Origin of the sequence: Natrinema pallidum (genome assembly GCF_005890195.1) — an archaeon.
Lineage (GTDB): Archaea > Halobacteriota > Halobacteria > Halobacteriales > Natrialbaceae > Natrinema > Natrinema pallidum.
On the sequence record NZ_CP040637.1, the window covers coordinates 3,135,406 to 3,155,517 of the forward strand.

The 20,112-nt window shown below is 67.3% G+C and carries 21 protein-coding genes, 1 tRNA gene and 1 other RNA gene; 9 read left to right on the plus strand and 14 right to left on the minus strand.

The genetic code is table 11. The features are described from left to right. Positions 1–43: 43 nt before the first annotated feature. An RNA gene (gene rnpB / locus FGF80_RS15620) (RNase P RNA component) lies at positions 44–515 on the minus strand. A gap of 253 nt (positions 516–768) precedes the next feature. Here rnpB and FGF80_RS15625 point away from each other — a divergent pair. Both FGF80_RS15625 and FGF80_RS15630 read left to right on the plus strand, forming a co-directional pair. Continuing rightward, positions 769–1,557: an esterase/lipase family protein gene (locus FGF80_RS15625; protein WP_238705304.1), complete on the plus strand. Its 789-nt coding sequence runs from the start codon at positions 769–771 to the stop codon at positions 1,555–1,557. Between the two features lie 139 nt (positions 1,558–1,696). Beyond that, positions 1,697–2,296 (plus strand): TIGR00296 family protein, encoded by a 600-nt coding sequence (locus tag FGF80_RS15630; RefSeq protein ID WP_006183876.1) that lies wholly within the window; start codon positions 1,697–1,699, stop codon positions 2,294–2,296. A gap of 70 nt (positions 2,297–2,366) precedes the next feature. On the opposite strand, the gene FGF80_RS15635 is transcribed toward FGF80_RS15630, so the two are convergent. The 4 genes from FGF80_RS15635 to FGF80_RS15650 form a co-directional block, all read right to left on the minus strand. After that, positions 2,367–2,627 (minus strand): hypothetical protein, encoded by a 261-nt coding sequence (locus FGF80_RS15635; RefSeq protein WP_138655027.1) that lies wholly within the window; start codon positions 2,625–2,627, stop codon positions 2,367–2,369. A gap of 91 nt (positions 2,628–2,718) precedes the next feature. Then, positions 2,719–3,879 carry a nicotinate phosphoribosyltransferase gene (locus tag FGF80_RS15640; RefSeq protein ID WP_138655029.1) on the minus strand — a complete coding sequence of 387 codons (1,161 nt, stop codon included), beginning with the start codon at positions 3,877–3,879 and terminating at the stop codon, positions 2,719–2,721. Positions 3,880–3,909: 30 nt separating this feature from the next. Beyond that, the gene (locus FGF80_RS15645) at positions 3,910–5,472 is read right to left on the minus strand and encodes an Hvo_1808 family surface protein (RefSeq protein WP_138655031.1); all 1,563 of its coding nucleotides are present in this window, start codon (positions 5,470–5,472) and stop codon (positions 3,910–3,912) included. 51 nt (positions 5,473–5,523) lie between these two features. Continuing rightward, positions 5,524–7,236: an Hvo_1808 family surface protein gene (locus FGF80_RS15650; RefSeq protein WP_138655549.1), complete on the minus strand. Its 1,713-nt coding sequence runs from the start codon at positions 7,234–7,236 to the stop codon at positions 5,524–5,526. Between the two features lie 267 nt (positions 7,237–7,503). On the opposite strand from FGF80_RS15650, the gene FGF80_RS15655 reads away from it, so the two are divergent. The 3 genes from FGF80_RS15655 (at position 7,504) to FGF80_RS19320 (ending at position 8,654) form a co-directional block, all read left to right on the plus strand. After that, positions 7,504–8,076 carry a cysteine hydrolase family protein gene (locus tag FGF80_RS15655; protein WP_006183881.1) on the plus strand — a complete coding sequence of 191 codons (573 nt, stop codon included), beginning with the start codon at positions 7,504–7,506 and terminating at the stop codon, positions 8,074–8,076. Between the two features lie 107 nt (positions 8,077–8,183). Next, positions 8,184–8,348 carry a hypothetical protein gene (locus FGF80_RS19315; protein ID WP_006183882.1) on the plus strand — a complete coding sequence of 55 codons (165 nt, stop codon included), beginning with the start codon at positions 8,184–8,186 and terminating at the stop codon, positions 8,346–8,348. A 141-nt stretch (positions 8,349–8,489) separates the two neighbouring features. Next, positions 8,490–8,654 carry a hypothetical protein gene (locus FGF80_RS19320; protein ID WP_162831885.1) on the plus strand — a complete coding sequence of 55 codons (165 nt, stop codon included), beginning with the start codon at positions 8,490–8,492 and terminating at the stop codon, positions 8,652–8,654. 55 nt (positions 8,655–8,709) lie between these two features. Here FGF80_RS19320 and FGF80_RS15660 read toward each other — a convergent pair whose 3' ends face one another. From FGF80_RS15660 to FGF80_RS15670, 3 genes are all read right to left on the minus strand, one after another. Then, positions 8,710–8,889: a nitrous oxide reductase accessory protein NosL gene (locus FGF80_RS15660; RefSeq protein WP_238705305.1), complete on the minus strand. Its 180-nt coding sequence runs from the start codon at positions 8,887–8,889 to the stop codon at positions 8,710–8,712. 21 nt (positions 8,890–8,910) lie between these two features. Next, positions 8,911–9,402 carry a PaaI family thioesterase gene (locus FGF80_RS15665; RefSeq protein ID WP_006183885.1) on the minus strand — a complete coding sequence of 164 codons (492 nt, stop codon included), beginning with the start codon at positions 9,400–9,402 and terminating at the stop codon, positions 8,911–8,913. A 188-nt stretch (positions 9,403–9,590) separates the two neighbouring features. Then, a complete protein-coding gene (locus tag FGF80_RS15670) occupies positions 9,591–10,475 on the minus strand; it encodes a hypothetical protein (RefSeq protein WP_138655033.1) in 885 nt (294 codons plus the stop codon). Positions 10,476–10,531: 56 nt separating this feature from the next. On the opposite strand from FGF80_RS15670, the gene FGF80_RS15675 reads away from it, so the two are divergent. The 3 genes from FGF80_RS15675 (at position 10,532) to FGF80_RS15685 (ending at position 12,587) form a co-directional block, all read left to right on the plus strand. Further along, a complete protein-coding gene (locus tag FGF80_RS15675; RefSeq protein ID WP_138655035.1) occupies positions 10,532–11,245 on the plus strand; it encodes a lipoyl protein ligase domain-containing protein in 714 nt (237 codons plus the stop codon). Between the two features lie 89 nt (positions 11,246–11,334). Next, positions 11,335–11,889: a class I SAM-dependent methyltransferase gene (locus tag FGF80_RS15680; RefSeq protein ID WP_138655037.1), complete on the plus strand. Its 555-nt coding sequence runs from the start codon at positions 11,335–11,337 to the stop codon at positions 11,887–11,889. Between the two features lie 131 nt (positions 11,890–12,020). Then, positions 12,021–12,587 carry a DUF7529 family protein gene (locus tag FGF80_RS15685; RefSeq protein ID WP_175417046.1) on the plus strand — a complete coding sequence of 189 codons (567 nt, stop codon included), beginning with the start codon at positions 12,021–12,023 and terminating at the stop codon, positions 12,585–12,587. A 6-nt stretch (positions 12,588–12,593) separates the two neighbouring features. Here FGF80_RS15685 and nadC read toward each other — a convergent pair whose 3' ends face one another. From nadC to nadA, 3 genes are read right to left on the minus strand one after another with little or no spacing between them, the layout of a single operon-like run. Then, positions 12,594–13,409: a carboxylating nicotinate-nucleotide diphosphorylase gene (nadC, locus tag FGF80_RS15690; RefSeq protein WP_006183890.1), complete on the minus strand. Its 816-nt coding sequence runs from the start codon at positions 13,407–13,409 to the stop codon at positions 12,594–12,596. Between the two features lies 1 nt (position 13,410). Continuing rightward, entirely contained in the window at positions 13,411–14,949 is a 1,539-nt protein-coding gene (locus tag FGF80_RS15695; RefSeq protein WP_138655039.1) for an L-aspartate oxidase, read from the minus strand. A 2-nt stretch (positions 14,950–14,951) separates the two neighbouring features. Next, positions 14,952–16,085, minus strand: coding sequence for a quinolinate synthase NadA (gene nadA, locus FGF80_RS15700; protein ID WP_138655041.1), 1,134 nt, complete (start codon positions 16,083–16,085; stop codon positions 14,952–14,954). A gap of 205 nt (positions 16,086–16,290) precedes the next feature. On the opposite strand from nadA, the gene gfo6 reads away from it, so the two are divergent. Further along, the gene (gfo6, locus tag FGF80_RS15705; RefSeq protein ID WP_138655043.1) at positions 16,291–17,361 is read left to right on the plus strand and encodes a D-xylose 1-dehydrogenase Gfo6; all 1,071 of its coding nucleotides are present in this window, start codon (positions 16,291–16,293) and stop codon (positions 17,359–17,361) included. Positions 17,362–17,503: 142 nt separating this feature from the next. On the opposite strand, the gene FGF80_RS15710 is transcribed toward gfo6, so the two are convergent. The 3 genes from FGF80_RS15710 to FGF80_RS15720 form a co-directional block, all read right to left on the minus strand. Beyond that, complete coding sequence (locus FGF80_RS15710) at positions 17,504–18,931, minus strand: sodium-dependent transporter (RefSeq protein ID WP_138655045.1); 1,428 nt, start codon at positions 18,929–18,931, stop codon at positions 17,504–17,506. A 204-nt stretch (positions 18,932–19,135) separates the two neighbouring features. Beyond that, a tRNA-Thr gene (locus FGF80_RS15715) sits at positions 19,136–19,207 on the minus strand. Positions 19,208–19,305: 98 nt separating this feature from the next. Next, complete coding sequence (locus FGF80_RS15720; protein WP_138655047.1) at positions 19,306–20,073, minus strand: DUF7114 family protein; 768 nt, start codon at positions 20,071–20,073, stop codon at positions 19,306–19,308. Between the last annotated feature and the right edge of the window lie 39 nt (positions 20,074–20,112).

Sequence of the window (20,112 nt, forward strand, 5' to 3'; positions counted from 1 at the left end):
AGTTTCTGCGAGGATAGCGACCGCTCGAGGGCGAAAACTGGGTGAGAGGAGTAAGCCCCCTTCTGTTCGACCCGGCATTCGGCTGAGCGTCCGCGCCGTCCGCGGCGAAGCCGCGGTGCGTTCGGGCTACCACGGCGCGGACTTGCACCGGTGAGGGTTCGCCGTTCCATCGATCCTCGGCCGTCCGTGTGCGGTCGGTCGTGACAGTGCGTGCGACGGCTCGCGCCATCTCACGGCTCGCGGTTCTCGTGCTCGAGGCACGCCGAACCGCGTCCACGACCTGTGGGTTCGAACCACAGCTCCGCGACCGCCATCCTCTGCGGGTCAACTCCCCTTCCTCTCGGTCGGGTTCGCGCGCATCATCGGTCGGGCCGAGACGTGTCGTTTCTGTTCCAGAGCCAGCGGTCTCCCGCTCCGGGCTTGCGCCCGGTCACCTGCCCGAACAGGTGGGGGGACTTTCCTCGCATGCGTGATACATCCTGATGGGACGAATCACGTGTCGCCTGACACGACTCGAGGAGTCGCGCCGGGCTGTGGTGATGCCGACGTTACCGGTGGCACCATCGCGGCAGCCAGGCTCTCTCTCCCGGTCTTCGTAGGGGCCTCTGTGGAATAAGTTCCTCGGTCGTCCGTCCAAAGTTATTTACCGAATATTAGTTTTGGGATGGACACCACATGAGTAAACATACCAAGGGGAGAAACGGCACGGAAAGCGATACTCGTTCGAACGAGCCGACGCGCCGACGGCTACTCCGAGCGACATCGACTGTGGCAGCCAGTGTGACCGGACTGACCGCGATCAGTACCTCGGCGGTTGGTGGCGAACTCAAGGACTGTACGAACTGGCCGACTGCACCGGTGGAGTTCCCCACGGTTGATCTGACACAGGAGGTCCCCCGTGTCGGGGGGCCAAGCGCGGACGAATTCTGTCTGTTCGTTCACGGCTGGAAAGGGAGAGCCCGAAGCGACGACCAGACGTACGCGCTCGGGCAGGCGCTTCAGAACGCAGGCTACCGCGCGCCGGTGATCGCCGCGTCGTGGGCCTCGGATACACTGAACTTCTGGGCAGCGGAAGACAGGGCGGACGACGCCGGCGTCCGGCTGGGTCGATGGTTCCGCGAGGAGTTCCAACGGGACTCGGGGACGACGATTCGCGTCGTCGGTCACTCGCTGGGAGCCCGCGTGATATTCGGGGCCCTCGCCGAACTCGATGGTGACGTCGTCCTCGATACCGTCGCGCTGCTCGGGGCTGCTATCGAGGACGATTCGGTCTGTGACAGTGGCCGATACGCCGCCGGAATTCGAACGTCCGCCACGGCAGTGTATAGTTACCGCTCCGAGGACGACGGGACAATCTGTACGATTTACGACGTGACCACGATCGAGGACGGACTGGGCTGTAGCGGTGCGGACTGCGGGGGCTGGTGGGACGACGGCTCGACGCCGAGCAACTACCGCGATGTCGACGTCACGGGGTCTGTGCCCGGGCACTGTACGTACTTCGAGCCGGATCGACCGATCGGCTGTATGGACCGGGTAGTCAGCGACTTTCGCTGATCGACCCGCACTCGGGAGTCGACCGTCCGCATCCAATTCTCGGGCTCACGGCTGGCGAATGTATCGCCCGTTTCGCGTGGTTCCGTCGTCCCGAGACGAATGGAAGCGTTTTAGGACGACTATCCCCTTGTCCATCTGTATGTCCCAGCGACAGGGCGCTGACCTCTCCTACGAAGACGGGGCTCGCGCGGTCGAACTCGCGCGCGAATCCGTCGAATCTTACGTACAACACGGGCAACGAGAACAACCGGGTAGCATGCGCGAAGCCTTCTACGAGCGAACCGGGGCGTTCGTCCGCCTCGAGTCGACCCGCGGTCGGGGGAGCCTACGGGGCTGTGCAGGTGGCTACCGCTCGGACGACCAACTCGGCCACGTCATCGTCGACGCGGCGATCGAGGCCGCCAGCGAGGACTCCTGTGGCTCGGAAGTGAGCCCGTCGGAACTGCCGAACCTCACGGTCTCGGTCTGTACCGTCAAGAACGTCCTCCTGACGGACGATCCGCTGGCCGACCTCGAGCTCGGTACCCACGGCGTCGCCATCGACGGTGGCGAGGGTGGCTGGCTCTACCCGACGGTACCGGTCCAAAACGACTGGAGCGCGCGTGAATACCTCGATCGAACCTGCCGGAAAGCGAAACTCGCGCCGGGGGCCTGGCAGGACGACGACATCGTCGTGACCCTGTTCGAGGGGCAGGTGTTCCGCGAACGCGACGCCGACGGGAGCATCGAGGAAGTATAGGAGTACCCGACGGCCGTCGATCGACGGTCGCCAAACGACGAGCGGCGCGATTTCTACCAGAGACACTGATTCAGTCGCCCGATCGTGACGGTCGATTCAGATCGGCGAGTTTGACCTCGAGCAGATCGTTCAGGGCCGCGAACACGTAGTGGACGGAAACCCAGAGGGCGATCAGGTCGACGACGAGGACGAGCGGTACCGACAGGGCGGACGGCCACGGGAGCAGGACCCAGGTACAGAATCCGGCGACCGCGAAGACGAGGACGAGACGGATCGCCAGCTGCGTGGCGATTTCGGAGTGACCGTCGTCGGACCGCGTCTGCACGCTCATTACGCGGCTATTCGTTCCGACGATAAAAAAGTTCAACGGTCCGATGGTTGTTCGCGGCCCGTCGACGGGCCGCCGACCGGACGCCGTCGGACTACGCCGTCGATCCGTCGAACCCGACCGCGCTGGCGTCCTCGAGACAGCGCTCGGTCGCGTCCTCGAGCGCGACCGTGCGGACGATTTCGCCGTCGCGGACGAGTGGCTCGAGCAGGGAGTCGCCCTCCTCGGGTCCGTCGCCATCGGCGAGCGCGACGTGGTGACCGCCCGCGGGCGTTCGATAGACATCCTTGACCCCCGATAGTTTGCCGCGTTTGGAGATCGGTTCGCCCTCGATTTCGACGATATCGAGGCTGAAGTCCACCGAGTCGGCACCGGTGATGTGGCTCCCGACGCCGAATCCGTCGGCAACGTCGCGCAGGGCACGGATCGAGTCGGGTCCGATCCCGCCGCTACAGAAGATATCGACGTCCTCGCGGCCTCGAGCGTCGAGTTCCCAGCGGACCTCGCGGATGATATGACGGAAGTCCCCTCGTCGAGACCCGGTGGTGTCGATCCGGACCCCGTCCAAGTCGTCACCGAGCGTCTCGGCTGCGAGCAGGCTTTCGCTTTTCTCGTCCCAGAAGGTATCGACCAGCGCGATTCGGGGCACGTCCTCGTCGACGGCCTCGTCGAACGCCGTCCACGCGTCGGCCTGATTGCCCTCGCCGAAACAAAACATGAGCGCGTGGGGCATCGTCCCGCCCGCTTCTCGATCGAGTATTTCGCCCGCCGCGACGTGGGAGAACCCGTCCAGCCCGGCCAGCAGCGACGCTCGTTCGACCGTCGAGGCGATCGTGGGATGGACGTGTCGCGCACCGAAGGAGAGGACGAGCGAATCCGGGGCGGCCAGCCGGGCCTCGAGCGCGGCCGTCGCGAAGCCGCTCGGCTGTGAGAGGAAGCCGAGCAGCGATGTCTCGAGTTCGGCGAACGCAAGGTACGGGCCCTCGATTCGGAGAACTGGACCGCCGTCGAACAGTTGGCCGTCCGGGAGCGCATCGATGTCGACGTCCCGCCCCTCGAACAGCGTCGCGACGTCTTTCACGCCAGTGAAGACGTCGAAGCTGCCGGTCGGGAACTGGTCGGCGGTCACTTCGGCGACGACGTGGGGGTTCTTCTCCGCGTGCTCGAGCGTGGCCCGCGTGCGCTCGAAGTAGGCATCGGTGGCATTCCCCTCGAGAATCGCTGCTGGGGGAACGGTGCCGAACGGGTTTGACATATCGCCGGTTTCCCGTGGGAGACAAAAAAACTACCCGTCTACCGGCGGGCGCGGCGGTTGCCGTCCCGTCTCCGGATCGGCGACGGCAGACGATGTCGGCACCGCAACGGTCGGTGCCACCGACGGGCTGACAGTCGCCGTCGACGCGACAGTGGCCCCCGACTCCAGAGCGGCCGCGGACTCGGGCGGCGATGTCGATCCGGGAGTTGCAGCGTGGATCGCCCCGAGGTCGCCGACGGCCGGTGCGCCGACGATGTCGACCGTCGTTCCGGTCTTCGAAACGCGATACGCGCCGGCAAAGGGGTCGCCGTCCGGAATCCGAAAGACGCCGGCGGCGGAGTCGACCGGCTCGGCCCCGCGGGTCTCGAGGAGCCGACGGTACGCGTCGGCGAACTCGGCCGCGTCCGCCGGGCTGTCCCACTGGAGTCGCCAGACGTGGCCGGTTCGAGTCGGCTCGTCCGCGTGCCGGTAAACCCGAATGCTGTCGCCGGCCCAGCCCGCGGTCGCGGGATGCGAGTAGTTGTACTGGGCGCGGTCCGGCGTCCCCGCAGTGAGCGGGCGGTCGATCGCACCGTTGGCCCAGAGGGTCGCGAACAGCGTCGCCTCGCCGACCGTCTCCGTTCGGGGCTCCCCGCCGGCCCCGGCGGTTCCGTTCCGGTCGTCGGTCGCATCCGCTCGGTCAGTAATGGGGTGCCAGTCGTCGCTCGAGCGGTCCGCAACGGTGACTTCGACCGGACGCGTGTCGGGATAGCGCTCGGGATGGATCAGTTGGGCGGTACTTCGGGGTGGCTCGTCGTGAGCGCGATCGACGGGATGCCAACCGTTGCGCTCGTGGAGGTCGGCGACGAACGACGGCCCCTCGGCGTAGGGGACGTAGATCGAGAGGAACAGGCCGACGTTGAACGGCCGATCGGTGAGCGCCGCGCCGGACGCCACCGGCGGCTGGGTGTCGGGGAGACACTGCCACTCGGCCCCGCAGCGACGATCGTACCGTTCGGGAACGTAGCCCGCCTCGCCCTCGAGCAGCCCGTTTTCGGCGCGGACACCGTCGATCGTCTCGCTCTCGCGTCCGATGCCGAAGTGCTGGTCCTGTAGCGCGTGTGTCAGCTCGTGGACCAGCGTTCGCCGATCGATCCGGATCTCGTCGGCGTCCTCGGTGACGATCACGATCCGGTCGTCGACGTAGTAGCCCTGGATCGAGTCGCCGTAGAGGTCGTCGAACGCCCGTTCGACGTCGGTCTCGCCGTCGACGACGAACGCGCCCCGCCAGACCTCGTTCTCGAATGCCGACGCGTTCCCGGTTCCGCCCGCCCGCCGGTCGCGGTAGGCGGCGCGGCTCACGATCTCGAGGGAGACGTCGCGCTCGTACTTCAGCCCGCGGATGGTCTCGATCCGGGCCATCGACCGGTACTTCACCGCCTCGAGTTGGGACTCGGTGAGTCCATCGGCCGTATCGAACGCGAAAATATCGTCGTGGGCGTAGTCGCCGACGTATCCGAGATCGCGGTCGGTGTCGAACCCGCTCTGGCTGCCGGGGAGTGCACAGCCCGAGAGAACGACCAGCGCGAGCACCGCGAACAGGCGAAGCCTCATTGCGTCAGTGTTCGCCGAGACCGTGAAATGGGCGTCGATCGGCCGCGTCAGTCAATCGCGATCGCGGCGGTCGGTGACGGCTCGGAACCCGGTCCCGAGCAGGGCGGTCGCGATCGCGCCCACTGCGGCCCCCGGACCGAAGCCGGACACGGTATCGCTCCGGTCGTCGATCTCGAGGGTGTCCTCGCCCTCGGGCGCGGCACCGGCCTCGACGCTCGACAGGTCGTCGACGGCGGGCGCGCGGACGATCGTCAGCGTCTCTCCCGTCCGATTGAGATAGTACGCGCCGGAATAGCCGCCGTCCTCGATCACGTAGGTGTCCTGTCGCCCGTCGACGGCGTCGGCACCGTGGTTCTCGAGCAGTCGGAGATAGCCGTTGACGAACTGCTGGGTGTCGGTCCCGGACTCCCACTGCGTCCGCCAGACGTAGCCGGCGCGGCCGGCCGCATCGGCCGGCCTGCTCGCGCTATCGGCCTCGTCGTTCGTGTAGGCGACCAGTTTGTCGCCGGCCCAGCCGTTCGTGTACGAGTGGTTGTAGTTGTAGTTCTCCGGTCCTTCGAAGAGGTCCGCGGCGTCGATCACCGCGTCCCGGTCGTCCGCGAGCGCGTCGGCGGCAAACATCGCGACCATGCCCGCCTCGCCGATAGTGTCCGTTGCGGCGTCGCCGTCGGTTCGGAGCTGTCGCCAGTCCGCGCTCGAGCGATCGGGGACGGAGACGTTTGCGGGCTCGCGCTCCGATCCTGGGTGGATCACCGCCGCGGTCGTCCGCGGCGGGTCGTCGTAGGCCGCGTTGACCGCCTCCCAGTCGTTGCCCTGGGAGCGCAGGTAGTTGACGTAGTCCGGCCCGTCGCTGTAGGGCTGGTAGACGCTGAAGTAGATGCCCCAGTTGATGTCGGGGAGCTGGCCAGTGCCGTCGTCGCGCGGGACGAGACAGTCCCACTCGCGACCGCAGGTCGCTTCGTACTCGCGTTCGACGCGGCTCGCGTCGCCTTCGATCAGCCCGCTCATGGCGGTGTCCTCGTCCTGGGTCGTCCCGTGGAACCGCGACAGGTTGAACCGCTGGTCCTGGAGCGCGTGGACGAGTTCGTGCCCGAGCGTGACCTCGTCTAACTCGGGGGTGTCGGGGTTCTCGGAGACGATGACGATCTGGTCGGTCTCGGGGTGGTAGGACCCGCCGACGGAACCGCCGTAGACCGTCTGTGTCGCGTTGGCCGCGTCGGTCTCCCGGTCGACCATGAACAGCGCCTCGTAGCCGACGTTCGCCTCGAGGCGGCTCGCCGAGGAGATGTTGGTAAATCGGTCGCCGTTGGTCTCCCGGTACTCCGACCGGGAGATGACGTTGACATCGACTTCCTCGGAGAAGGTGCGGTTACGGATTCGCTCGACGCGGGCCATCGCGCGGTAGACGACGGGGTCGAGGTCGTCCTCGTCGACGACCGCGTCGGACTGGTTGTCAACCGGCAGGGGATCGTCGTACCAGTAGCCCTCAACGTAGCCGACGGTATCCTCGGTCGAGGGGGTGTCGGGACGGGCGTCCTGGACGGCCGCGCTCGCCGGACTCGAGGCCGTCGTTCCCGTGGCCGTCGACCCCGCTGCAGTCGTCGAGTCGAGGGACGAGCCGCCGGTCGGGGTCGTGGACTGGACGGCGGCGTCGGTCGGGCCGGCGGCCGGCCCCGCCGCGAGGACCGGGCTGGCGAGCCCGCCGGTGACGAGGAGTGTCGCGAGAGCTACTGCGAGGAGGGCGGTGGAAGAACGGGTGCACATCCATGTCATCTGAATCGGATAGCTATCCGTAAGGAGAGGAGTGTAAAAAGGACGACGATTACGGGAACGGCTACGTCGGGAGGCAGTCCCACGACGGCGGCCGTCGGTGACTGGGCCGTGTTCGAGACAGGAGACACTCGCTCGCGTCTCGCGCCGCCTGACGGTTCGGGGTCGGCGGCCGACGGGCGGCGTCTCGATGGATCGCCCGCGCCGCGCTCGGGAGTCCCGCGAACGTTTTGCCGATCCCGGACGTACCGTCGCGTACTCATGCGTCTCGAGCCAGACAGCACGGCGGTGATCGTCGTCGACATGCAAAACGGGTTCTGTCATCCGGACGGGGCGCTGTACGCGCCGGGCAGCGAGGCCGTTCTCGAACCGATCGCCGACCTCGTCGATCGCGCCCGCGAGGCCGGCGCGTGGCTGCTGTTTACTCGCGACATCCACCCGCCGGAACAGTTCGACGATGCCCACTACTACGACGAGTTCGAACAGTGGGGCGAACACGTTCTCGAGGGCTCTTGGGAGGCCGAAATCGTCGACGAACTCCCGGTCGAAGCGGCCGACAACGTCGTGGAGAAACACACCTACGACGCCTTCCACAACACGGAACTCGAGGGATGGCTGAACGCTCGCGGGATCGACGACCTCGTTATCTGTGGCACCCTGGCGAACGTCTGCGTGCTCCACACCGGCGGTAGCGCGGGACTGCGTGACTTCCGCCCGATCATGGTCGAGGACTGTATCGGCGCGATCGAGGACGACCACCACGAGTACGCCCTCGAACACGCCGCGTGGCTGTTCGGCGAGGTCGAACCGAGCGCCGCGATCGAGTTCGCGTAACCGACCGGCGACGCAGCCACACCGGCGATTTTTCACGGTCTCGGTCCAACACTGGGTATGACCGCGATCCGAGCGCGCCTCGACGGGCCAAGCGACGGTGAGAGCGAATGAACCGACGGCGGTTGCGACCGCTCTATCTGGGTGGCATCGCACTGAACGCGGTGGCGTTCGCGTACGCGGTCACGAGCGGGACGTGGCTGTACGCCGCCGCGTTCGCGTTCGTGGCGGTGTATCTCGTGGTTCGTCTACGGATGCTGTCCGCCGATCGCTGAGAGACGCGTCCCGCGGTCGGCCTCGAGTGAGAGGCTTTTCCGATCGTCGGTCGAACGAGTGAGTATGAGCGGAGCGCAACCGGGGTCGACCGAGCCGATCGGTCGGGCCCGACTCGGGTCGAGAACGGGGCGGGATGTCGAATGAACGAGCAACAGCTGCGACCGGTGTACCTGCTCGGCATGGCGTGCAGCGCGTACGCGCTCTGGTACTACCTCTCGTTCGGTGCGACGGCGTACGCCGTCGTGTTCGGACTCATCACGGTGGTGCTCGTGTTCCGCCTCCGGACCGTGACCGCCGACGACTGACGCGAAACGGCGTCCCGGGCGGCCCGGACGGCTCGAGAAACGGTCTCGGTTCGACCTAGTCGACGAGGTGCTCCCACTGGCGCACGTTCCCGTCGTGGTCGTCGGCGAACGCGGTGGCCGCCTCGTACTCGGAGAAGGGGAAGTAGTCGTCACCCATCGCACCGCGTACGTCGCTGTCGACGACGTAGAAGCACTCCGTCGCGTCCGCGAACGCCGCGGCGGCCGCGTGGGACAAGCACGGGACGGCCGACGCCCGCTACTCGGATCGGAACACGCGGTATGCGCCCTGGCCGATCGCCACGGGGTTCGTCGTTCCGTCGGGGGTCGTGCTTTCGACGGTGATCTCGCTGACGCCGACGCTGCCGCCGACTCGGATCACGTCCGCAGTCGCCACGAGATCGCTCGTCGCCGGCCGGAGGTAGTTGACGTTCAAGTTGATCGTCGCGATCCGCGCATCGAACGGGTCGTCCATGGCCGTCCGCAGGGAGAGGCCGCCGACGGTGTCGATGAGCGTGGCCGCGACGCCGCCGTGGAGGTCCGCCTGCTCGTCGGCCGACGCCGTCGGTCGCGTGTTCGTCAGTTTCTCGTCGTAGGGGATCGACATCGTCATCGTCCCGTCGCCGACATCGTCGACGGTCGTCCCGAGCCACGAGAGGAACTCCTGGTTCTCGTCGAGAACGTACTGGAGCATCCCCTCGAGATCGTCGGCCTCGTCGAGTGCGTCCGTCGTCGGCGTCTCCTCGGTCATGGCCGCCCGTCCGTCGGCAACGGTCTTGACAGCTACGCTTCCCGGCGCGTCCGTTGTTCGGCGTTCATCAGGAGAAGTGCCCGACGGTCGGCTCAAACGGCGCGTTCGCGTTGGAGAGGGAAGAATATCGAGACCCGTCCTGGTACGGACACGACGGCGAACCGATGCAAGACGACTGAGCGGGCGTTTCAGAGGCCTGCGCTCGAGCGAACCCGAACCCGGACCCGTTCGCCGCGTGCGAACGAACGGTCCGGACAGATCAGTTTCGCACCGAACTCCCCGTCGCGAGCGCAGAACAGCGACAGGCCGGTGATCGGCTCGCCGTTTGCGGTGACAGTCACGTCGTCCCACGCGATCGTGCGGCCGTCGGCGACGCCGAGGCGGTCGCCGTTCAGCGAGACGGTCTGCTCGTCCGCCGCCGGCGGTTCGGGCCGCTCGAGCAGCCCGCCGCCGGCGTAGTGGGGGACGCCGCCGTCGAGGACGCCGCCGCCGTCGGCCCGTACGCCGACGAACGCCGCGCCCGGATCGGGGTGGGTCGGTGCATCGAGCACCGCGTAGGTGTCGCCGGTCGATCGAACCCGGCCGGTACCGTCCCACTCGAGCGGGCGCACCGTCGCGTCGAGGGCGATCGGGAGCGAGCCCGATGCCCGATAGGGGTTCCGGTCCGGGCTGCGAAACCCGACGTGGAGGTGGTTGTCGACCCAGGGTGCGAAAAACCCCGCGCGGACGAGCCGACCGAGCGAGTCCCCACGGTCGAGGCGATCGCCGGCATCGACCGCCGGGTCGACGTGCAGGATGCGAACCGTCAGCCCGGCGAACGGGCTGGAGTCCGCGGGCTCGAGCAGGATCAGGTGGTCGTTGTCGGGCGCGTAGGGCTTCGGCGGCGCGCGAACGGTTCGGGTCTCGCGGACGGTGCCCGCGACCGGACTCGGCGCGGCGGTCGTCCGCCCGTCGGCGAGGGTCCCGGGGTAGAGATCGATCGCACAGCCGCCGTCGTGGGCGGGATACGGGGAGTTGTACAGCGAGAAGCGCTCGTAGCGCGCCAGTACGGCCTCGGGAAGCGTGACGGCCATCGTCGTTTCGGTCTGGGTAGCGTGAACGTTTAGATGCACCGGGTCGAACGGCGGGTATGCGCGTATTTCGTGGGCGGGCATCGTCCGTCGCGGCCGATCGCGACGCGAGTCAGCGACTGCTCTCGGTGGCCGCCGCCGGCGAATCGGCCGTCCGCGTCTGGACGCCCCACCGACAGGTCGCGTTCGGCCGCCGGGACGCGCGCCGCGACGGGTACGACAGCGCTCGCGAACGCGCCGACGAGCGGGGCTTTCGGCCGGTCGAGCGCGGCGTCGGCGGGCGGGCAGTCGCCTACGACGGGACGACGACGCTGGCGTTCGCCCGCGCCGAACCGGTCGCGGATTTCCGGACCGGCTCGACCGAGCGCTACGACCGCGTCTCGGCGGCCCTCGAGCGGGCGCTTCGGACGCTCGGCCTCGAGCCGATCCCGGGGGAACCCGACGACTCGTTTTGCCCCGGAACGCACTCGTTGTCGGTCGGGGCCGCGAGCGCGGCCGGTCGAAAGCGAAAGGTCGTCGGTATCGCCCAGCGCGTCCGGAGCGACGCCGCCCTCGTCGCCGGCATCGTGCTCGTGGCCGCCCGCGAGGAACTCGCGGACGTGCTCGAGCGGGTCTACGACGCGCTCGCAGTGCCGCTCGATCCGGCGTCAGTCGGGACCGTCGCGGCCGCCGGCGGGCCGTCCGATCCCGATGCCGTCCGAACGGCGCTCGAGGAGGCGCTGATCGGCGACGCGAGCGATGTCTCGATCGAACACATCGGCGAGGGACGGTAGCGGCCACCGGCCTACGAGCAGAGGTGTGACCGCCGCCCGCCGCCGGACGGAGCCGAGAGGGTTTTCGACGCGCGGGCCGACGGTATCGTATGGGAGAAAACCACGACAGGGTGCGGGCGCTCGCCGCGTTCGCCGCATTCGTCGCCGACGGCGACCGAGAGCCGGTGGTCGTCGTTGCGGGCTGTGGCGCGGGGGCGACCGTCGCCGAGTTGCGCGCGGACGACGTGGCGGCCTACGGCTTCGACGCCTCCCCATCGATACTGGAGACGGCGGCACCGTCCACCCGGGAGCGACTGCTCGAGGCGGACGTTCGCGACGACGACCTCGTCGCGTCGCTGCGCGAGGCGTTCGGGATCGACGAGATCGACGTCTTCGTCACCGAATGCATGCTCTCGTTTCTGACCCTCGAGGAGGCGACGGCCGCACTGGACCGGCTCCGATCGCACGACCGAGTCGGGACGTTGCTCCACCTGGTACGGATCGACCCGCCGGTGGCGGCCCAGGACGGGGCGATCGACGCGACCGTACTGCCGCCGGCGGAGTGGCAAGCAGCGTGTGACCCCGACGGCGAGGATATCTGGCGTGACGCGATCGGGCCGCTCGACCTGCCGCCGTCGGACCCGAGCGATGACGGCGAGACGTAGACGCGGGTCGCCGAGCGCATCGGTCGCTCGAGGGGGACGCCGACCGGCGCAAAGAGGAGTGAGGTAACGTTTTTCCGCTCCGCGTCGTCGGCCTCGAGTATGACGACACGAACGCGATCGGAGGAGCCCCGATGACGCGCGACGAGTCGGAGCCAGCAGCCGGACCGGAAGCGACACACGAGTCAGCGGCCGCTGACGCCGCGGAACCCGGTGGCTCGCTGTGGGCGGACCTCCTCGCGGATGCGAGCGCCATCGCGGAGGAGTACCGCGACGAAGGCTGGGACGTCGTCGTCCTCGAGCCGACCGCCGTCTCGCCGGTCGATCGGGACGAACGGGTCGGGCTCGACGTAACGGTCAGCGCCGCGGAGTACGAGATCGTCGCGGACCTCATCGAGGAGGGAGCGGTCACGATCACGTCGGCGAACGTCTACTACCGCCCGGTCGCTGCCGACGGGAGCGAGCGCCGGCTCGCGTTGACGGTCGAGCGCGACGAATCGAGCGAGACGGCCATTTTCGTCCCGCTCACGTACGATCTATCGGCCTGTCGGGACGTGTTCGAAACGGCACTGCTGGAGGAACAGCTCCTGACCCACGTGACGACAGCGTCGACGGACCGGTGGGTCAGCTTCTCCCACGACGATCCGTCGCTCTTTCTCGAGGAGTCGGACGTGCGGGCGTGGAGTCCGACCGACGACTGAGGGCGGTCACTCGCCGGTCCGAAAGGAGAGGTCCAGCGCCGGTGCCGAGTGGGTCAGCGACCCCATCGAGATCACGTCGACGCCGGTCGCGGCGTAGGCCGGAACGTCCGCGACGGTGATTCCGCCGCTGGCTTCGGCCAGAACGCCCTCGTGATCGGCGAGCGCCGCGACGGCCGCCCGCGTTTCCTCGGGCGTCATGTTGTCGAGCAGGACGATGTCCGCGCCGGCCGCGGCCGCTCGCGGGGCGTCCGCGACGGCTTCGACCTCGACGTCGACCTTCGTCGCGAACGACGTGCGCTCCTGCAAGCGGGCGATCGCGTCCTCGAGTCCCAACGCCGCGATGTGGTTGTCCTTGACCATGACCATATGGGAGAGATCGAGCCGGTGGGTGTCGCCGCCACCCGCGACGACCGCGCGCTTCTCGAGGCCGCGCAGGCCGGGCGTGGTTTTGCGGGTCGCGGCGATGGCGACATCGTCGGACTCGGACCGAGCGTGTTCGACCGCCGTCCGCGTCCGCGTCGCGATCCCCGACGCGTGACCCGCGAGGTTGACCGCGACGCGCTCACCGCGAAGGAGGTCACGTGTGGTCCCTTCGACCCGGAGCAGGTCGTCGCCCGGTTCGACGGCGGTGCCGTCCGCGAGTCGATCGACGACCGTAACGCCGAGGTACTCGAAGACGGCCGCCGCGGCCTCGAGACCGGCGGCGACGCCCGCCTCCTTTGCGACGAGCCTGCCGGTCGTCTCGCCGGGAACGCGGTTCGTCACGTCGTGGTGGCCGACGTCCTCGCGGAGCCAGCGCTCGATCTGTGCGTCGGTGATCATCTCAGTCGTCCGCGGGCGGTTCGGCCGTCGATTCGTCGGCGTCGGTCGCGACGTAGTGACAGCCCACCGAATCGGTGTTCTCGCTCGCCGCACGCGCGATCAACAGCGCGACGACGCTGGCGTTGCGGAGTTCGTAGAGGTCCCGCGCCGTCCGGGTTCGGATGTAGGCGTCGACCTCGCCTTTGAGCCGCCGCAGGATGCTACTCGCGCGGGCGATCTCGTCGAGGTCGCGCTCGAGACCGAGGGACTCGTCCATCGTCCGCCTGAGACGCGTAAACTTCTCGGCGGCGAAGCGGTCGGGAAGAGCGGGGTCCCGGTTCAGGAGTTCGGGAGCCTCGACCGCTTCGGGGTCGAATCCGACCGCATCATCGCCCGCTCGGAGCCCCCAGACGAGTCCCTCGAGCAGGCTGGTACTCGCCAGTCGGTTCGCGCCGTGGACGCCGGTGCGGGCACACTCGCCGACGGCGTAGAGCCGATCGAGCGAGGTCCGGCCGCGGTCGTCGACGGCGATCCCGCCACACAGGAAGTGCTCGCAGGGCGCAACGGGGATCTCATCGCCGTCGATACTCCGATCGCGGCACTTTCCGGCGATGGCGGGGTACTCGGCCTCAAACTCGAGCGGGCTCACGTCGAGGACGACATCGCCGGTTGCCTCGCGCTCCGTTTCGACCGCGCGAGCGACGACGTCCCGCGGCGCGAGGTCGCCCTTGGGGTGGTACTCGTCCATGAAGCGTTCGCCGTCGCCGTTCCGGAGGACGGCACCTTCACCGCGCAGGGCTTCGGAGAGCAAGAACGGGTCCTCGCCGGCGTAGGCCGTCGGATGGAACTGGACGAACTCCATGTCCTCGATCTCGGCCCCGGCGAGCGCGGCCATGGCGATCCCGTCGCCGGTCGCGTCCGCCGGATTGGTCGAGCGGCCGTAGAGCGCGCCGATTCCGCCGGTCGCGAGGATCGTCGCGCCGGCGTAGATCGGGTGACCCTCAGGCGCTTCGTCGCTCACCACGCCGTGGACGCGCCCCTCGGCGGTGATTAGCTCGAGGGCGGCGGTATCCTGCCGCACTTCGATCCGCTCGTGGTCGGCGACGTAGTTGAGGAACGGCCGCAGGATGTGTGTCCCGGTCGCGGCGTCGACGTGGAGGATGCGAGACGCCGAGTGAGCGGCCTCGCGAGTGTAGTCGAACTCGCCGTTCTCGCCCTGGTCGAACTCGACCTCGAGGGTGTCGACGAGCACGTCCTCGACGGCGTCGTCGGCGTTCTCGACGAGGGTATCGACGGCGTCCGGATCCGCGGTGCCGTCGCTGGCGTCGATGATGTCGGTCTTGAGCGATGCCGGGTTCCCACGCGTCGTCGAGATCCCGCCCTGCGCCCAGTCCGTGCTGGCGTCGTCCGGTTTGGTCGCTTTGGTCAGGAGGAGGACGTCCGCGTCCTCCCGTGCGGCCGACAGGGCGGCCGCACAGCCCGCGATACCGCTGCCGACGACGAGGACATCCGCGACCTCGCCGTCGGTCGTCGTTGCCGTCCCGGTGTCTGTCTCGGTCATGGTTAGATCTCGAGCATGCGGTCGAGCGCGACGCCCGCGAGTTCCTTCTCCTCGGGGGCGACCTCGATCACGTTGTGTTCGCGTCCCGCCGCGAGTTCCTCGAGCACCCAGGTCAGGTAGTTCGGGTCGATCTGGCGCATGGCGTTGCAGTCCATACAGGCGTCGCCACAGAGCGGGACGACGTTCACGTCGGGGTGCCACCGCTGGAGGTGGTTCGTCAGGTGGATCTCGGTGCCGATGGCCCAGGTATCGCCGGGATCGGCGTTCGCGACGGTTTCGCAGATCGTCGCGGTCGAACCGGCTTTGTCCGCCGCCTCGACGACCTCGCGGCGACACTCGGGGTGAACGATGACGTTTGCGTCCGGGTTGTTCGCCCGGATCTCCGCGATGTGCTCCTCGCGGAACCGTTCGTGGACCTGGCAGTAGCCGTCCCAGAGGATGATGTCGCTTTCCGCGACCTCGTCGGCGTCTTTTCCCTCGGGGTCCCAGGGGTCCCACTCGGCGATTTCGTCTTCCATGTCGAGTCGGTGGGCGGTGTTCTCCCCGAGGTGTTTGTCGGGCAGGAAAAGGACCTTGTCACCCTTGTCGAAGGCGTACTCGAACGCCTCGTGGGCGTTCGAAGAGGTACAGACGAGCCCACCCTGGCTCGCACAGAAGGCCTTCAGGTCCGCGTAGGAATTCATGTAGGTGATCGGAATGATGTCCGCATCGGGCGCGGCCGCCGTGATCTCGGCCCACGCGCTGTCGACCTGGAGGGCCTCGGCCATCCCGGCCATCGGACATGACGCCTCCATGCTCGGGAGGATCACGGACTGGTCGTCGTCCGTGATGATGTCCGCGCTCTCGGCCATGAACGTGACCCCGCCGAAGATCACGTACTCGGCGTCGGCCTCGGCCGCCTCCTTCGAGAGCTGGTAGGAGTCACCGATGAAGTCGGCGTGCTCGACGATCTCCCGTCGCTGGTAGTTGTGTCCCAGGATGACGACATCGTCGCCGAGTTCCTCGAGCGCCGCATCGATGCGTTCGGTCCGTTCGTCTTCCTCGAGCTCCCGGTATCTCGGTGGGAGTTGCTCGAGGTTGTCGTATTTGAACAGACTCAGATCGGTATCCAGCTCCGCCGTTTCCATTTTGACCATCTTACGTCACCAGTGGCTGTTTGCATATCAGTGGCGGCTATTGAATAACTTTTTCCTTCGAAAGGCCGTTCCGGGGGAATACCATCGACGGATACGAGGTTCGAAAACCCGCTATCGGTTGTTCCGCGGGATCGATAGATCCCACGCGCTGACAGTCAGGACAGCGTTCAGTGTGGCCCTTTCCGCTGCAGGCCCTAGGAGAGGTATGGCGCTCGAGGACGCGTTCACGGACTTCACGCGACGAGACTGGGAACACGAATCGGTCGAGGGAACCGTCCGCCTCGCGGTTATCGGCATCGGTGGCTTCGCGCGCCAGCGTGCGCTTCCCGCGATTTCCGAGGGCGACAACTGCGAGACGACGGTCCTGGTCACGAGTTCGTCCGACCGGGTGAGAGACGTCGCCGAGACCTACGATGTCCCACACGTCATCGACTACGACGGCTTCTTCGCTGGAGAACGGACGGACGCCTACGACGGGATCTACGTCGCGGCACCGAACGCCTTCCACGGCGACTATGCGACCGCGGCGGCCGCGTTCGGGAAACACGTCCTCTGCGAGAAACCCCTCGAGATCACCGTCGAGCGCGCTCGGGATGTCGTCGACGCCTGTGCCGACGCCGGCGTGACGCTGATGACTGCCTACCGACTCCAGACCGAACCGACGGTTCGCCGCACGCGGGAACTCGTCCGCGAGGGCGTGATCGGCGACATCGTCCAGGTTCACGGCGGGTTCTCGAATCCGTTGCTCGAGCACGCGACTCCCGACACGTGGCGTCTCGATCCCGAACTCGCCGGTGGCGGCGCACTGGTCGATCTCGGGGTCTATCCGCTCAACACGACCCGGTTCCTCCTAGACTGCGAACCAACAGAGGTGTACGCGACCACCCACTCGCGGGGGGAGGCGTTCGACGCAGTCGAAGAACAGATCGCGTTTCAACTCGAGTTCGAGACCGGCGCGACGGCCTCGTGTACCGCGAGTCTCGACGCTCACGCCCGGAGCGCGCTCGAACTGGTCGGCACCGACGGCATGATCAACATCGAGTCGCCGTTCGGTGGCGTCGTTCCCCAGGATATGATCGTCGAGAGCGGCGACGTTCGCATGGAGTACACCGGCCCGCCGGTCGACGAGGTCCGCGAGGAGTTCGACTACTTCGGCTACTGCGTACTGACCGGCACCCACCCCGAACCCGACGGCGAAGACGGCCTCGCGGACCTGCAGGTCATCGAAGCCGCGTTCGAGTCAGCCGACACCAACTGTCGAATCGAACTCGAGTGAGCCCCGGTTCGGGTCCGGTGACGACCGATCACCCCTTCAAACCGCAGACCGGGGTCGAACCCACCGACGACTGCAACAGGACCTCGAGGCGGGAGAGGGGACGCTCGAGGGAGACCGGTGCTGTTTGAGCGACTCGTCCCAGTCAGTCCGGACTCTCGCTCGGTTGCGGCCGGCTGTCGGGGCCGGAACGGCGGGCCACGAAGACGAGCGCCAGCACCGTCAGCAGCGTCGCGACCGACAACAGTCCCGTGCCCGCAGAGAGCCCGAACAGGGCCGCGACGTCGGCGTAGAACGTAAAGAGGAGAAACGCCGGGAAGAGGGTCCCGATCGCGTATCGCCACGGGACAACCAGTGGGCGTGAGAGCTGTCCCGCGCCTTCGAGGTACTCCTCGATCGCGGCCGGACCGAGGACCCAGGCCGTGTACATCATGAACCCGGTTAGACCGAGTATCAAGAGCAGATCGACGAGCTGGTCCGCGAACAGCGTAAACACCGCGGGGCTGAACGCGTTCACGCCGCCTGTGAGGACGATCAGCGCGAACAGCCCCCGGGTCGCCGTCGACCGCTCGAGATCGAACTCGTCGACCAGAAACGAGACCGGAATCTCGAGCATGCTGATTAGACTCGTCAGGGCTGCGAGGAGAACGACGAGGAAGAAGACCGCGCCGAGAAGTCGCCCGCCGGGCAGGCTCGCGAACGCACCGGCGATCCCGATGAACAGGGCCCCGGGACCGCCCTCGGTCGGGCCCGGCGCGAACGAGAACAACAACGGGAACACCACGAAGCCGGCCAGGATGCCGATCCCGAGGTTGAACACGGCGATAGCCGAGGCGTCGAGGGGCAGCGAGCGATCGTCGTCGATGTAGGAGGCGTAGGTGATCATCGTCCCGCCACCGATCGAGAGGGTGAACAGCGCCTGGCCCGCGGCCCCTCCCAGTACCGAAAAGAAATTCTCCGCGAGGTAGGCACCGTCGAACTCGAGGTAGAACTCGTATCCCTGCGCGGCACCGGGTTGTTGGGCCGCCCAGATCGCGAGTCCGATGAGCAACACGACGACACCGGGTATCATCACCTTCGTCGTCGCCTCGATGCCGCGTCTGATCCCCGCGGCGACGATCAGAGACGTGGCCGCGAGGACGGCGAGTTGGTAGCCGAACGCTTCGGCACCGTAGCTGATCGCCGCGAAGTGGGTTTCGGGATTCGCGAAATAGGCACCCGTCACGCTCTCGAGGACGTACCGAAGGATCCACCCGCCGACGACGCTGTAGAACGACATCAGCATGATCGAAGTGACGACACAGAGCGCGCCCAACGCCGTCCAGAAACGCGATCCGGCGAGCGATTTGAACGCCCCCACTGGGTTCCGGTTCGACCGGCGACCGATCACGAACGCGGCCAGCAATCCCGGTACCCCGACGACGAGAACGATGAGTAGATACAACAGCAGAAAGGCGCTCCCGCCGTTCTCCGCGGTCATCCAGGGAAATCGCCAGATGTTCCCCAGCCCGATCGCACTTCCGACCGCAGCAAAGATAAATCCGGCACGACTCGCCCAACTCTCACGTACCATCCTGTCTCAGGGAATCGACTCGGCGCGCATAAGGTTTGTTTATCAGTGGCACAACTCCATTCGCGGTGACATAGAATCAGGCACGCTGAACACGACGCTTACTCACCTCCCGACAGACCGCCACGTTCGGAGAATCGGCAAGAAGTAGAGACGGAGCGACCAGTATCGGTCGTTATACCAACACGATGGGACCAAAGTGCGAGAAGCCTAGGCCGGGATTTGAACCCGGGCTCTCGTCCTTACCAAGGACGCGCTTTACCGCTAAGCTACCCAGGCGCGTACTTCTTCGTTGATCGGAGATGTCTTTATGGGTTTCGATTCGATCGGGCCGTGCGCCGGATTGTCGGGGTCCTCTCCGGAGGTCGACATCGACATCACGGGTCCGTCGCCGACGTGGCTCGATCGGTTGCGTGGTCCTCGAGGGACTGCTCGCGGGCCGAGGGCTCGAGGTTGCCAAGCGAGTCCTCGACCGGCGGAAACGAGGTCCCGACGGCGTCGGCGAGCGAGTCCACGATGGCGTGCAGGCGCGGTGACGGCGTTTCGCCGACCGCGACGGCCCCGGTGAGGGCGGCGAGTTCGAGCACGTCCCGCTCGAGGGTGGCGTCGAGATCGGACGCCGTCGGGTCGAGGTCGCCGTCGTCGGTCGCGAGGTCGGTACGCCGGGTCTGGTCGCGGCCGAACGACTGGACGGTTCGGACCGCCTTGTTGGCGGCGTCGGTACGGGCCAGCAGGTAGAACCCGCGGGCGACGAGGATGTCGGCCGCGAGGATCGCGAGATCGCCGTCGCCCGCGCTGGCGTCGGTCGCCGTCCAGGGTTCGTCGCGGGCGAGCGAGCGGGTCAGACGTAGACCTTCGTAGATGAGCTGGACGCCAGCCGCGTGGGTGACGACGCCGTCGGGGTTGCGATCGGCCGATCGCTCGCGTCCCCCATCGGTGGCGGAGTCGGCATCGAGGGACCGCTCGCAGTCGGGTCCAACGACGGGTCTCTCGGACCCCATCATTGCGGCGCTCTCGAGGGTGAGGGTTCCGGGTACCATCGATGCACGCTCGAGGGTGGCTTCGATGTAGTCGTGTAGCTGTGGTGGTTCGACGTCCGCGATTGCCTCGACGGCGGCACGCCGACAGCTGTCGGCATTCTCCATTAGCGGGGGGTTACGACGGGGGAGCCAAAGACCTTTGGA

Excerpts from the sequence above, each read along its gene's own strand:
- FGF80_RS15630 (WP_006183876.1), top strand. The coding sequence starts at position 1,697 with ATGTCCCAGCGACAGGGCGCTGACCTCTCCTACGAAGACGGGGCTCGC.
- FGF80_RS15635 (WP_138655027.1), bottom strand. The coding sequence starts at position 2,627 with ATGAGCGTGCAGACGCGGTCCGACGACGGTCACTCCGAAATCGCCACG.
- FGF80_RS15640 (WP_138655029.1), bottom strand. The coding sequence starts at position 3,879 with ATGTCAAACCCGTTCGGCACCGTTCCCCCAGCAGCGATTCTCGAGGGG.
- FGF80_RS15645 (WP_138655031.1), bottom strand. The coding sequence starts at position 5,472 with ATGAGGCTTCGCCTGTTCGCGGTGCTCGCGCTGGTCGTTCTCTCGGGC.
- FGF80_RS15650 (WP_138655549.1), bottom strand. The coding sequence starts at position 7,236 with ATGTGCACCCGTTCTTCCACCGCCCTCCTCGCAGTAGCTCTCGCGACA.
- FGF80_RS15655 (WP_006183881.1), top strand. The coding sequence starts at position 7,504 with ATGCGTCTCGAGCCAGACAGCACGGCGGTGATCGTCGTCGACATGCAA.
- FGF80_RS19315 (WP_006183882.1), top strand. The coding sequence starts at position 8,184 with ATGAACCGACGGCGGTTGCGACCGCTCTATCTGGGTGGCATCGCACTG.
- FGF80_RS19320 (WP_162831885.1), top strand. The coding sequence starts at position 8,490 with ATGAACGAGCAACAGCTGCGACCGGTGTACCTGCTCGGCATGGCGTGC.
- FGF80_RS15665 (WP_006183885.1), bottom strand. The coding sequence starts at position 9,402 with ATGACCGAGGAGACGCCGACGACGGACGCACTCGACGAGGCCGACGAT.
- FGF80_RS15670 (WP_138655033.1), bottom strand. The coding sequence starts at position 10,475 with ATGGCCGTCACGCTTCCCGAGGCCGTACTGGCGCGCTACGAGCGCTTC.
- FGF80_RS15675 (WP_138655035.1), top strand. The coding sequence starts at position 10,532 with ATGCGCGTATTTCGTGGGCGGGCATCGTCCGTCGCGGCCGATCGCGAC.
- FGF80_RS15680 (WP_138655037.1), top strand. The coding sequence starts at position 11,335 with ATGGGAGAAAACCACGACAGGGTGCGGGCGCTCGCCGCGTTCGCCGCA.
- FGF80_RS15685 (WP_175417046.1), top strand. The coding sequence starts at position 12,021 with ATGACGCGCGACGAGTCGGAGCCAGCAGCCGGACCGGAAGCGACACAC.
- nadC (WP_006183890.1), bottom strand. The coding sequence starts at position 13,409 with ATGATCACCGACGCACAGATCGAGCGCTGGCTCCGCGAGGACGTCGGC.
- FGF80_RS15695 (WP_138655039.1), bottom strand. The coding sequence starts at position 14,949 with ATGACCGAGACAGACACCGGGACGGCAACGACGACCGACGGCGAGGTC.
- nadA (WP_138655041.1), bottom strand. The coding sequence starts at position 16,085 with ATGGTCAAAATGGAAACGGCGGAGCTGGATACCGATCTGAGTCTGTTC.
- gfo6 (WP_138655043.1), top strand. The coding sequence starts at position 16,291 with ATGGCGCTCGAGGACGCGTTCACGGACTTCACGCGACGAGACTGGGAA.
- FGF80_RS15710 (WP_138655045.1), bottom strand. The coding sequence starts at position 18,931 with ATGGTACGTGAGAGTTGGGCGAGTCGTGCCGGATTTATCTTTGCTGCG.
- FGF80_RS15720 (WP_138655047.1), bottom strand. The coding sequence starts at position 20,073 with ATGGAGAATGCCGACAGCTGTCGGCGTGCCGCCGTCGAGGCAATCGCG.